Annotated in this window: 8 protein-coding genes and 1 tRNA gene; 4 read left to right on the top strand and 5 right to left on the bottom strand. The window is 43.1% G+C overall.

The features are described 5' to 3' along the window. Window positions 1-21 precede the first annotated feature (21 nt). On the bottom strand, window positions 22-693 hold the full coding sequence (locus tag DABAL43B_RS07460; RefSeq protein WP_079691785.1) for a LysE family translocator: 672 nt from the start codon (window positions 691-693) through the stop codon (window positions 22-24). Between the two features lie 176 nt (window positions 694-869). Here DABAL43B_RS07460 and DABAL43B_RS07455 point away from each other — a divergent pair, with 176 nt between their 5' ends. After that, window positions 870-2,267: a PLP-dependent aminotransferase family protein gene (locus tag DABAL43B_RS07455; RefSeq protein ID WP_079691784.1), complete on the top strand. Its 1,398-nt coding sequence runs from the start codon at window positions 870-872 to the stop codon at window positions 2,265-2,267. Window positions 2,268-2,301: 34 nt separating this feature from the next. Here the strand turns inward: DABAL43B_RS07455 and DABAL43B_RS07450 are convergent, their stop codons facing one another. The 4 genes from DABAL43B_RS07450 to DABAL43B_RS07435 form a co-directional block, all read right to left on the bottom strand. Beyond that, window positions 2,302-2,631, bottom strand: coding sequence for an HPP family protein (locus DABAL43B_RS07450; RefSeq protein WP_264753806.1), 330 nt, complete (start codon window positions 2,629-2,631; stop codon window positions 2,302-2,304). An 83-nt stretch (window positions 2,632-2,714) separates the two neighbouring features. After that, window positions 2,715-2,790 (bottom strand) — tRNA-Arg (locus tag DABAL43B_RS07445). 72 nt (window positions 2,791-2,862) lie between these two features. Further along, window positions 2,863-3,702, bottom strand: coding sequence for a hypothetical protein (locus DABAL43B_RS07440; protein WP_079691783.1), 840 nt, complete (start codon window positions 3,700-3,702; stop codon window positions 2,863-2,865). A gap of 41 nt (window positions 3,703-3,743) precedes the next feature. Further along, window positions 3,744-4,277 (bottom strand): hypothetical protein, encoded by a 534-nt coding sequence (locus DABAL43B_RS07435; protein WP_079691782.1) that lies wholly within the window; start codon window positions 4,275-4,277, stop codon window positions 3,744-3,746. Between the two features lie 126 nt (window positions 4,278-4,403). Here DABAL43B_RS07435 and DABAL43B_RS14505 point away from each other — a divergent pair, with 126 nt between their 5' ends. The 3 genes from DABAL43B_RS14505 to DABAL43B_RS07425 all read left to right on the top strand — a co-directional run bounded on the left by DABAL43B_RS14505 (window position 4,404) and on the right by DABAL43B_RS07425 (window position 13,730). Beyond that, window positions 4,404-4,526 carry a hypothetical protein gene (locus tag DABAL43B_RS14505; protein ID WP_264753805.1) on the top strand — a complete coding sequence of 41 codons (123 nt, stop codon included), beginning with the start codon at window positions 4,404-4,406 and terminating at the stop codon, window positions 4,524-4,526. A 305-nt stretch (window positions 4,527-4,831) separates the two neighbouring features. After that, complete coding sequence (locus tag DABAL43B_RS07430; RefSeq protein WP_079691781.1) at window positions 4,832-9,208, top strand: exodeoxyribonuclease V subunit gamma; 4,377 nt, start codon at window positions 4,832-4,834, stop codon at window positions 9,206-9,208. A gap of 76 nt (window positions 9,209-9,284) precedes the next feature. Next, a complete protein-coding gene (locus DABAL43B_RS07425; protein WP_079691780.1) occupies window positions 9,285-13,730 on the top strand; it encodes a UvrD-helicase domain-containing protein in 4,446 nt (1,481 codons plus the stop codon). The last annotated feature ends 12 nt before the right edge of the window (window positions 13,731-13,742 follow it).

Genomic DNA, 13,742 nt, shown 5'->3' with positions numbered 1-13,742 from the left:
TTGAGTTTGAGTAGCTTTTATCTATAACCAAAGTGTTAGGGTACAATATAGCGTCATAAGTACAATCAAAATATGAATAACGCGCATGACTCGTGGTAGATGCACTAGCTTTCGCAGCCAATGTCCACCTGCCGCCCAGCAGCTGATGGATAGCAGATTGATGATCGCGCACATAGCAAGCAATGCATAATTGTCTAGCCAAGGCTTGCCGGCATGGAACATCGCTAGACTGGGTGCAACTACCGTCATTGTCCATGCTTTTGGATTGAGCCATTGAAACAGTAACGCTTGTCCAAAACTTAGCGGTAACTCTCCAAAGCGTTTCTTTATCTTAATAGTGACTTCATTCGCTTTCTGTTGCTCATGCTTTAGGGCGTCATTAACGACAGCGATAAAGTCAGTTTTAGCCATCTGATAAGTGAGCCATAACAGATACAGTGTGCCCAATATCTTTATGATGAGCATGACAGCGGGGAAGCTGATGATTAAGGCTGCCATGCCCCAATAGCTCAACCAAAGCATAATCGTGACGCCAACAGTAATACCAAACATGTGCCAACGACACGCCCAAAAACCGCACTTAATACTGCCGTGCAATAGCATTAAGTTATTGGGTCCTGGCGTGACTGAATTGACCAGCATAAAAAGTGCTAGTGCCGCTATACTACCTTCAAAGCTCTCGGGTATGCTCATTTAGTATGTCGTCTCAATAGTGTTAAAGGTTACTGATAAGACTAACTATAAATTATATGACCATAACAGACCCGATACAGTTTCACGAGTGATGAACAAAGTGTATAGTTGCTCCTAACGTTACAATTTACTTATTTGCCTATTTATAATTAGACAATAAAAGAAGCGCATTCATTATGGTCGAAACTTATACTCTCAATCCCAACTTGACCAAAACTGCCGCTGTCGCTGAATGGCTACAGCAGCGTATTGACTGGCAGATTTACCTGCCCAATCAGCGCGTGCCCTCGGTGCGAAAGTTAGCAAAACTATTAGATATATCAAGCTTTACCGTAGTGCAAGCATACGAGCAACTGGTGGCCACCAATGTATTAACGGCTAAAGCTAGCTCTGGCTACTACGTCAATGCGATGACAAGCTTGAACCATCAAAATAATAATGAGAAAACAGCTGCTAAATGTCCAGTCATAGACACACGTTGGTTGTTACAAGTCTTTAATAACACCCCGCACCACCGCTCACCAGGATCAGGAACCTTGCCAAATAGCTGGGTGCGCAATGACAAAATGGAATGGGCAATACGGCAGGTTACTCAGCAAGCTGATGACTTTATTTATAACTATGGAAGTATCCAAGGTTATTTGCCATTACGTCAGCAATTCGTGCAGCATTTAAATACATTAGGGATGCAAACTCATGCTGAGAATGTCATCACTACAGCAGGTGTGTCGCAAGCCGTGACCATGATCGGGCGGCTGCTGACCCAAATTGGCGATACTGTATTGGTCGATGCACCCGGTTGGTACTGGCTAACCAGCTGCTTACAACAACAAGGCTTGAATGTCATCGCTGTTGAGCGCGACCATCAAGGTCCTAACATTGAGAAAATGGAAAGGATGTTTGCCACGTATCGCCCTAAGTTATACCTAACTAATAGCGTGCTACATAATCCAACCTCTTATAACTTGCATCCTGCACGCGCCCATCAAGTACTCAATTTAATCCATAAATATGATGCTTATATTTTCGAAGATGACTTATATGCCGCCTTTGTACCGAATAATCAGACACTACGCTACGCAAGTCTAGATCAGTTTGAACGAGTGTTCTATGCAGCAGGATTTTCAAAGTCAATGGCATCAGGCTGGCGCGTGGGAATGCTCGTATGCCCTGAAAAATTTATTGATGACGTAATACGAATAAAGATATTAAGTAACTCAAATACGCCAGAATTTGGTGAGCGCGTCGTTCATCGATTATGGACACATGGCGAGTATCGTCGGCAAATTAAAAAGGTTCAGCAGCAGTTATATGCCGGACATGAAAGACTGCGTAAAGCACTACCAAAGATTGGACTTATCTATCCTGAGCATACACAGGCAGGCATGTTTGTCTGGGTGGATACGGGTCAAGATACCGGAGAGTTGGCACTGGATGCTTACAAAGAAGGCTGGTTGGTTGCGCCAGGGCATCTGTTTCATCCAGACGCTAATGCCTCAACGCATTTGCGATTAAATGTATCAACAACCAGTGATGAGTTTTTGGCTTGGTTAGGGGATTATTTAGATAATTAAATATAAACACCTGTTTTCTATCAAAGGTAGGCTTTTACCACCAATACGTTGGATACTGCTTATTCTTACCTAGATTGTTATAAATCAGTGCTACCACGACCAAAACGATTGAACCGAGCAGGGTAGGTGTTATTAAAAAACTCCAATTTACCGCGCCCAGCATGACTATCAAAGGGTTGGAGCCGGCAGGCGGGTGCGGCATTCTAAATAGAAGCATCAGTGCAATGGCGGTGCCTACAGCGCTTGCCATACTCCACCAGTGAATACCAAATAATGTCATAAATACCAATCCTGTAAAAGTCGCAATAACATGCCCGCCTATGACGTTTCTTGGCTGCGCAAAAGGGCTAGTAGGTAATGACAAGTAATTAATAAAGACAAGAGGATGTGTAGTTAAGGAGCTGTAAGGGCTTGAGGTAATGCGAGGTGATGTCTAAATACAATGATTGGTGCGCCTACAGGGAATCGAACCCCGATCGATCGCTTAGGAGGCAACTGCTCTATCCTGTTGAGCTATAGGCGCATAATGGAGTGCTATTGTAGAAAAAAGCATTCATAAAAGCAATGAATAATAGATAAACAGAGTGAATTGGATTTACTTGCCGTTACTAAGTGCTTCGGCCACATCTACTGACAGCTCGTCTGTTGCTTGTTTTCCTCGAGAGTTCGGTTTGAACAAGTCAGCCATCTCGTTTTTATAGCCATCGATATTGTCATAATCGTGTCTACTCAATACATCTTGCCCTGTACTTGATAGCAAAAAGTTTCGAAAGTTAATGGCAACAGGGTTTTGCGTTAAGATAACACCATCAGCTGCTTGTTTATCTTTTAAGGCATAGCTAAAAGACACAAGACTACGGGTGTTAGCATTGTCATTTTTACCTTCTGTAGTGACCGCTTCATCAGCACTGCCGTCTATATTGAGAATATCGTTCACATCAGTATTTTGCGCAGTGCTATTATTTATTTTAGTTTGGTTATACTTATCTTGCGCCATTTTTAGTTTTTCTTGTAGCGGTGATAGGCGTTCTGTCGATAGGTTGCTACTGGCAATAATCATATCAATATCAACGACGAAAGGAGAGCCTTCATTAGCAATGAGGTTACTGTCTGTGAAGTTGTTGTCTGATAGTGTAAGGAGGGCAGTAGAAGATACATAGTTTGTCAAGATTTGCACATTAGGATAGCGTGATTGAAAGCTTGTAATGACGTCATCCAAGGGTTCTTGCAATTTCTCTTCTGCTTGGATATGCAACGAGCTTTTGGTAATGCTATCTTCGTCTTCTTCGGCAGTTGATGATCCACTCTCGTTTGCCATAATAGGCAGTGGATCCATATTTTTACGGTTGCTGGTCCATAACCAAGTAAAGATTGCGATAAAAATGATCAACAGCAGTAAAATTAGCCCAGCCAGTAGCAGCTTGTAGTCTTTCATATAGTACCGATCTTCTTTTTGTTGGTTTATTTGAATGTGAGCTAAAGCTGTTGATGCAGCACTTCATCGGCTAAATCCGCCAGCATATCTGCAAAAATATCGGTTGCTTCTCCTGCAACGGGCATGGCTTTTTGTTCAGGAGCTTTATGACCAGTAGTGTTGTCATTGTTTGGATGGGTAGATGGGTAGTTTGAAGGGGAAGTAGGCTGATTGTCAATGGTTTTTGCCACTACTGCTTGATGTGCAGCTAATGGTGATTGCCCAGTACTCAGCTTATCTTTAAGCCACTTAAAACCATGTGTTTCCCACCATGCTTCAAAGCGTGGTAACGTACTGCCACGTACTGCAACAGGGAGATTTAACGTGCGTAACTTTTGTGCCAGAACAGGGTCGCTTATGGCTTGATGGATACTGAGGTAGAGTGCACTACTATTATCAGTATAGGGCTGCCTATTCTGCCAAGATCGGTCATCAATTTTCATACGTGGCAATTGCCATAGCTCACCGCGATAGTATACAACGTATAAACGTCGTTTAGGATCAACGAAAATGGCATCAATGGGACGCAAGCGCATAGTATTTAGTTATCTCGTTAATAAAAAGAGTTAAAAGGTGCAATGGTTGGTCGGATAAAAGCGATGACCGTTTTTTTATGATTATGAGTAGGTTAAGCGCGACACTGACTGTCGCAAGGTATTATAATGCTGGTATCTATACTGGTAAACGATCCCTATCAATGGCACACTGACAATCAGCACAATCAGCACAATCAGCACAATCAGCACAATCAGCACATTCTATCACTATACTTGTTGGTATTGTGATAGGTCGTTATTATTAAAGGTATGAAGCAAGTTATTATTGTCATCTGACATTTACCCTCATTATGCTAGCAGAAATACACTGTAGTAACGACCGCGAAACATAGATTGCTCAGTGTTCTCTATAGTCTTCTTTATTTATAGGGTATATGTATGAATGGTCTTTTGAATTTAGTACCAACAGATTCGCTCGCTTACTACGTCGATACGATTTGCTCTAAATTTTTAATAACAGTGCTTATGTCTTAAAGTCTTCAAACAATATTTATTCGCTTTACTATTCCATTATCCCAATCAGACTATCCTCTATGTTTACCATTATTCAGTCGCACCGTACCGAACGCTTAGTTGAGCAATTACTTGACGCTTATCAGTCTAAAAACCTACCTATCTTTGAAGAGTTCATTGTCATCGTGCCATCGATGGTGCTGGGTGATTGGCTGGATAAGTCGATTGCCAGTCAGGCGGGCATCAGTACTTTAGTTACGACTAAGTTTTGGGGACAGTATCAATGGACGTTGATGCAAAAGGTCTTGGCTGAGCACAATGTCTGGTTAGAGTCCAATCAGCGAACGCAAGAGATTGTGACGGTGCCAGAAGTGGCAGTGTTAACCGGCGCGGTGATGCAATGGCGTCTATTTGGTTACTTTACTTATTACCAAGCACAGATTATGGCAGATGATAAGCATCCTTTGTATCCGCTGCTATCAGCGTTATTGGATGAAGAAGCAGATCGCAGTCAGCAAGACATACGGCTATGGTCGTTGGCGACGGATTTTTCGCGGGTATTTAGTCGTTATCTGACTCATCGTGAGGACTGGTTAACACTATGGTCTGATAATAAGCCTGTCGATGTAGAGTTGCTCGTGGCTGAAAAAGATAAGCTGACGCTAGAATTCGATAAGCATGCTGGCAAGACACCTGAGTGGTTGGTTGCGCATTATACGGAGCTGGAGTTTGCCCAGCGACATTTATGGCGTTTGTTATTTGCCTCAGTATACGAGCATCGCGCGTCTATTGAGGCACGATTTTGGCAGATTATGGCGCAAGATAAAGCCGAGAGCGGTGTAGATATCCAAGCGATATTACCAACGCAACTGCATATTTTCACCATTCAGCAATTACCACAAAATGAGCTTAATTTTTTACAGCGTTTATCGACATACCTTGATATCACCTTATTACATTACAATCCATCGCAGTTGTTTTGGGCGGATATTGTTGACAAACAGTGGCTACAGCGTCAGCAAGTGATTAACCCTGAAAGCGTGTTTTTACGTGATTACGGCCATACGCTATTGTCACGCTTGGGGAAGCAGTCGCGTGAGACCTTTGCCATGCTGGCAAGTTTATCTGGTAATGAAGATAAAAATGGCTTTAAGTTAAATTGGCAAGATAAATTTGATGTTGGTTATCAGCAAATACCTGAAACAGAATCAGAATCCGAGCACCCGCTAAGTTTGCTGGCGAATTTACAGCAAGATGTGTTGATGCTGGATGAGAGCGCCACGCCGCAAACCACCGCTGGAAGATTAAGTGCTGCGCTTAGTAAGCAAATGCAAATGGATTCGAGTAATAATGACGTCAGTGAGGAAAATAGCCTAAGTGAAAATAATGATTCTGATTTATGGTATAGCGACGTCACCCTAAAAGGCAAACGCTACGAGCAATCACGCCAATGGCAATTGTCGCAATATGATAATAGCCTAAGTATTCACTCCTGCCATAACCTTCAACGTCAACTTGAAGTATTACGCGGCATGATTGGGCGCTGGTTAAACGAGTCAAATGAAGACGGTAGCACGCGTCATTTGTCCGATATCGTTGTATTACTACCGGATGTCGATCGTCATCATGAGCTGATTAATTCAGTATTTGTCAATGGAGAAGGGCAGGACGGTCTGACGCTACCGGCAAAAGTCACCGGCGTCGTCGATAAATCCATTCGACAGCTATGGGAAGCGATACGTGGTTTTTATGGCTTATTAGGGAGTGATAGCGCCCGCTTTGAAGCGGCTGAAGTATTTGATTGGCTGATGCTGCCACCACTGTATGAGAGCCTTGGCTTAACGCATGAGCAGATGAGCCGTGCGTGTGACTTATTGGAACAAGCAGGGTTTGTACGTGGTTTTGATGAAGCGCATTTGCAGCAAACGCTTGATACACAAGACTACGATTACCGGTTTAGCTTTGCCCATGCACTGGATAAGATAGCGCTAGGTTTGGTCATGCCTGAAGCTGGTATCAGTGATTGCTTATATCCTGATCATTGGCAAGATAATACGTTAGCCGAAAAAACGATACCTATGTCGGCGATTAGTTTGGCGGATGCAGCGATTGTTGAAGCACTATGCCGTGTGTATAGTGGATTACATCATTGCCGTTACGAGTTTCAAGCTCGTCATAATGCTGAGAATTGGCTCAATAATATTGAAAATCATATCATTCATCCGTATTTTGGCGCACTTGATCAAACGCGTCCGATGCGCGCTATTTTTAATGCCATGAACGGCTTTAAGAGTAGTTTGCGTGCCAACCGTCATTATCAGCGTTACCATGCTGATAATGATAGCCAGTCGAGTACGATGACAGATGATGCTTCCCATTCCTCAATGTCGCTACAGCTTGAAGCCAGCCAAGTTGAGTCAAAGTTATCACAAGTTAGTAATCTACCCTTAAAGCTCAGCTTTATGCTTGATAGTATCGAAGATGAGCTTGAGAGCCAGCAAGTCAGTGCCGAGCCGACTGGTGTGATTACCTTTGGACGTTTTGGCGCACTACGTAACGTACCGTTTGGCTTGGTCGTCATGCTCAATATGGATTTGTCCGAGTTCCCCAACCGTGACCGTGACAACCGTTATGACTTGATGAAATCTGGGCTGGCACGACGCGGTGATAGATTTAGTGAAGATGATGATAATGGCGCGTTTTTAGATGCGCTGCTCTGTGCTCGTAATGCTTGCTGGATTTTTTATAATGGTCAGCGTCTCACCGATACTCATGAGCATCTGCCAGCCAATCCGGTAAGTGAGTTATTGCAGTTCCTACAAGGTGAAGTGCAGTGGCAGTGGGATCCTTTAAAAACTGAGCAGATTAAAACTAAATCGTTGATGAGTGTTGATAGTGATGTTGATAGTGATGACCAATCAGCATTGGCCGCGCAAGTGCAGCGTTATTTGCCTAAGCTTATCGAGCAATGGCTAGTGACCCGTCATCCCGCGCTACCATTTGCGCAAGAAATTTTTATGCAGTCAAATACTGAATCCGTTGACTCAGCTAGCTTAATGACCAGTCAGGATGATGGACAAGTGCTGATGAACTTACTTGCGCGTGCCATGCAAAAAGAAAAGCTGTACCAGCAAAGCACCAATGCACCAGCGCGAGTTTGGCACGAGGTCTTTGAGCGCTTGCATTCTCAAAACGACCCTCATTTAAATCCTGTTAAAGTTAATCTGCCTAGCAAGGAAGACTATACCAATATTGCTCGGCGCATTTTATTAAATAATTTATCAAATGGCTTATTAGATATTGAAGCTGTGAATAATGAGGCCGTGCAAGGCGTGGATGAGCGCTTTGATATCAGCCAAGTGGATATGCAACATCTGTACTACCAAGTACGTCACCCTGCCAAGCATTTTTTACGAGAGCAGCAAGTACATGTTGTATTAGCTGAGGATGAGATGGCACACCAAGAGCCTTTGTCGTTATCTGGTTTAAGTGCCTATCAGGTGAATGCGCAGCTACTTGATGAGTTAAATAAAGATATCGATATTAATAATACCAGCGCGAGCAACCAAGCTACTAAATGCATAAGCAATTTGCTATACGATCCCATCATGCCAGCAGGTGTGGCACGGCAATCAACGCTGCAATATCAGCAGCTTAAGCTACAGCAGCAATGTCAGGAGTTCGTGGAACAGTTAGCAGCATTGGGTATTGATACTCATTGCCACACTAATGACAGTGCTCGTGATCAAGCCAGTAAAAATGCTAGTGCTCTGCTAACTCCTTGTGCTGAGACCATGATTACGGTTGATACCCCTGATATAAACCTTCAAGGTCAATTGCAGATTAAAGGCGTGGTGCCAGTTGTCGCTAATATTGTCACTCAAAGCTCAGACAAGTCGTTAGCTGAGTCATCCTCACCTGAGCTGTGGTTAAATATATTACCCAATAGTGCGCGGACACAGTATTTACTGCGTTTTTGGTTGGCGCATATTTATTGGCAGGTCGCAAGGCGTACCACTGATGCGCAAGTGGCTGCTGGTGACGGTAGAAGTATCTGGCGCTTTAATAAAGGGAGTGATGAGTATAAATTCTCTAAAAATGACAGTACCTTTGAGCTTGCACCAATCGCTTATAACGATGCGCTGGCAGAGCTAATCAAATGGATCAGATTTGCACAAGTTGCCGCTAGTACACCAATAATCCTATTACCGGTGTATGCGCTTAATTATTTACATAAACTGAGCAAAGAACCCGATTATCAACCCAAGCACAGTGATTTTGAAAGCTGGTTATGGCCAACTTATAACAGCGATACTATCTATGACAGCTGCTCACAGCATGAGCTATGGCAATATATTCTTTATAAACAAGATGCCTTTGCCAAGTTAAAGGACGCCTTGCCTGTATTAGCGCAGCCTTTATTTGGGGCGATGGATAAAGCTTTAATAGCGCTGTAAGGCTATTGATGCTAAATAACAAATAATAATGATTTTCACCGTACGACACCGTACGAATTTGAACAAGTGATTTTTTATGGATCAATATAATAATGCTGGTAATGGTTTTGATGATGTCGGTCATGATTATAGCCAGATTTTACCTGAAGGTCTTGTTGACAACATAGCTGACAAGACCGCTAATAAGCCAGAAGAACCGCCTGCGATTCGTATCAAGTTAAACGGTAAGTACTTGATAGAAGCTTCAGCTGGTACTGGTAAGACGTGGACTTTAACGGGTATTGTTCTGCGTTTATTAATTGAAGGAAAACGCGCACCTGAGCAGATTATCGCGACGACCTTTACTCGTGCCGCTGCCGCTGAGATGCGCCAGCGTATCAATGAGCGTTTGACTGATTTTTATCAGCTACTGCAGTGGTTTAATAGGCTGAAAATTGATTCTAGTCTCCGAGCTATTCTTTACCCACCGCTAATAAATGAAAGCATCAAAAAACCTAGTGATAAGACAGATCAAAGCGATGAAAATTCTAAGCTAGCTAATGAATCTAATGAATCTAATAAAAAAATAAGTACAGAGCAGAAGCAAAAACGGCTGGAGTGGCTTAACAATCAGGCTGCGCTCTCAGGTAATAAGGATCTTATGGACGATCCTATCAACCGCTATTTGCTCGAGTTCTTATTAGATCATACCGAAGATTACCCGTTGGCTGATGCGCTTAGGCGCTGCGCTCTGGTGTTGACCACGCTGGATAAGCTGTTCGTGGGTACATTGGATAGCTTGTCCCAAAAGTGGCTGTCTGAATACAGTGCCGAAACTGGCCATCAGCAAGGCATACAAATCAGTGATCAAGAACAGATAGTGATAGAAAGTATCATCCATGATGCGGTACGTGCGCATCATAGCTACTTGTATAACCAGCAGCCTGAGACTTATCAGCTACTACAGCATACTAAGAAGCTAACGTCACCTGCCGACCATATTGGTGTCGCCCAAAAGTCACTCCAGTTTATCTCGACACCGATTGAAAATGTTGAGATGGGTGAGGAGATAGACTTTGTTGCTTATCAGCAGGCATTAAATAATTTTAAAAATTGTGACTTAAAAGAGTTAGAGCCGTATTTTGATATAGAGTTCGGTATTGAAAAAGGGCTAAAAAAAGGTGGTAAATTTGGTAAAACCATACACTCTATTGTTAATATTCAGAGATTAGTTTACCAATACGAAGGTGCGTTTTTCGCAAATCTAGATACTGATTCTGAAAGCTTTTATGGTTTAGTGTCTGATGTTTTTCTGAGTGAAGAAAATGGCGGAAATCTTTTCAAAAAGAAATTTGATGAACAGCGCCAAATTCTTGCTAATTTTAAAGGTATACAATTATTAGCATCATTACGCAATTATACCGAACAGATTAATTTATATTTAAAATCACTGGTTGAGAATTTAAATCGTGATATCGCGCTAAAAGTACGGCAAAAACTGCCATCGATATTAGAAGCACGGCGCGAGACTACTTTTGCCTTGCAAATGGTGCGCTTAAATCAAGCTTTATCAGGCAAACAAGGTGAGCGGCTGGCGCGTTATATTCGCCATCATTATCCGGTGGCATTGATTGATGAGTCACAAGATATCAATGGTGAACAGGCGCGTATGATTGAGCGCATTTATCTGGCCAAAAATACCGATAACGACAACCAAAATCGTAATCGCGGCTTTCTACTGTTAGTAGGCGATCCTAAACAAGCGATTTATGGCTTTCGCGGTGGAGACGTCGCCAATTATAATGCCATGAAAGCTAAGTTTGATAAAGATAAGATTATGAGCCTTGATGTCAATCGACGCTCTAATGAGCGCTTGATTACCGCATTGAACCACTGGTTTGGTAGACCAAGTCCGGTATCAGACTCACAAGACTTTGGTGTAGATCAGGCTAGCCAATTGGCGCAGCTGGGTAAGAGCATCTACTACCAGCATATAACGGCGGCAAATACCAACGCTCGCCTTTCATGGCAACTGCCAGTAGAGGACGAAACAGGACATCAAACGAAAGAGCAGCCAGACAATGCTGCTGTTTTATCGAGTAGTCCTGTCAGTGTGATTCACCTGCCTTATGATACACAAGCTAAGTATAATGCTTGCGAGCTAACCGCGCTACATATAGCGGCACTGCTGGCAAGTCAGCAAACTATCGAAGGTCGTCCCATCAAACCAAACGATATTGGGGTACTGGGTCGACGTAAGAAGGAGCTCAAGCAAGTCGAGGATATGCTCAGTAAGCTTGGTGTGCCGACACTTGAAACCGCAGAAAAAAACGTTTTTGATACGCCTATCGCCGCTGACTTGGCAGCTTTATTAGAGGCGATGCTACGACCACATCGGCGTGACATCGTTAATCGTGTGTTGACCAGCAATTTTTATCAGTTGAGCCTTACTGATGTACAAGCGCTGATGCTAGATGAGGATGAAGACAATTCTGACCAATCGGGTATAGAGCACGGTTATGAGGATACCGAGCAAGCAGCGCTAAAACAGCGCTATCAAGATTTCCTACTGTATTTGAAGACTGCAGCGTCATACTGGCAGCACAATGGTATTTTGTCAGCGCTGCACTATCTGTTTGGTCGTAACCCTATGGTGAGCCGAAACTCTCAGCAATATGGTCAACAAACAAAGAGCCAAAACGTATGGGTGGGTCTTGCTGACTTAGAAGATGGTGCGCGCTATTTGATGGATTTGCGTCACCTGCTCGATATTTTGGCACAACACGGTATGCATGTCGGTGAGCATGAGCTACTAGCATGGTATAAGAAAAACATGAATAGTAGCCGTACGCCTGAGTGGGCGCAGCAGCAGCCACTGCCAACAGAGTCAGGTGTACAGCTGATGACTATTCATAAATCCAAAGGTCTAGAGTTTCCAATTGTCTATGTCGTTGGTATGGATAGCGCTAGTCCCAAAGCAGGCGGTCGTAGCGATCATAATCTATTTCTATATGACCATGATATTGAGGACAATAAGACGGAGCGTCGCCTATCCGCCAGTAAAGGCAAGCCGCATAGTAAATCTGCTAAGGGTGAAACAGCCACAGACTATTATGCACAATTTGAAACGACGGAAAACTATGAAGAACTCAGAAGACTTGGCTACGTTGCCTTTACTCGTGCGAGTGAGCAGCTATATATTGTACTAGCGGATACTAAAACTAAGACAAGCTTCGAATATAAGCCTGTCTTAAAGTGGCTAAGCTGCTCAGACCAAAAGTTTGCATTGCCAGAGCGATTACAGCCTTATATAGGCTGGCTAGAGTATGCTGCAATTGAGCTAAGCGCTGAAGCAGTTATTAATACGAGCAAGACTTCCCAAGGAATTGATAATACTGAGTCTATCTCTACTTCTGATACCGCACTACGTATCGATTATCAACATGCCTATGCGCAAATACAACGAAACTCGTTTAAAGGCTGGGCTAAAACCAGTTTTACCGCATTATCGCGTCAGCTGAGCGAACAAAGTAAAGCGTTGGCTGTTTTTGATGATGGGGTAGAAGATGATTTAGATTTGACAGATAGTATCAATCTGTCTGCTAAAACTCTAAGTGCCATTGAAAATCAACAAGATATGCAAAATGTCGATAGTAGCTATAGCAGCAATTCAATCACCAGCGATGATATTCGTTTTCGCTTTGTAAAAGGTGCCAATGCTGGTACGTTTTTGCATGAGATTTTTGAAAAAATAGATTTTACAGACAGTAGTAAATGGTCAGCCATCATTGATCAAAGCATTCGTCAATATCAGCTGCCAATTAGCTATGCTAGCGCCACCTCTCAACAGCGCTTACAGCAAGACAAAGCAGTTCCTTTCGAATCGCCTTCAGAGCTGAATACAGAGACTATTGAATCAGCTGAGGCTAACCAGCTAGGTGTCGCTCATAATGAGTTGATGGCATGGGTGGCAGACGTATTAGCCGCACCGTTATTGGCATCTGGTCAGCCTTTACAGGACATACCAGTTAAGCAGCGTATTGCGGAGCTTGGCTTTAACATGGGATTGTCAGAAGACTTCACACCTGAGCATATTAACCGTGTTTTTAGCCAGTATTTACCCGATGAACCAGAAAAGCACATTGAGCTGACCACCCAGTATTCTAATTATATTTATCGTTACCTACGCGGTGAGATTGACCTCGTATATGAATGTGCTGGCAAGTACTATGTGGTTGATTATAAAAGTAACTATTTAGGGGATAGCCTAAGCAATTATAATGATGAAGGTCTAAGTGCTGCTATGAATAAAGCAGGCTACTGGTTACAGGCCGCTATCTATCAGGTGGCACTCCATCGATTTTTGCGCTTGCGTCTACCTAATTATGAAGGTAATGAGACGCAATATTTAGGCGCAGTAGAATATGTGTTTTTGCGTGGTATCGACTCAAAAGGTGCGCAGAACTATGGACGTATCCAATGGCAGATACCGTTTGAGCTGGTTAAAGCATTAGACGAGATGTTTGGTAGCCCAAGTGCCTAGCAAATGAAAATA

Source organism: Psychrobacter sp. DAB_AL43B, assembly GCF_900168255.1.
Lineage (GTDB): Bacteria > Pseudomonadota > Gammaproteobacteria > Pseudomonadales > Moraxellaceae > Psychrobacter.
This window is presented reverse-complemented; position numbering and strand designations above follow the sequence as displayed.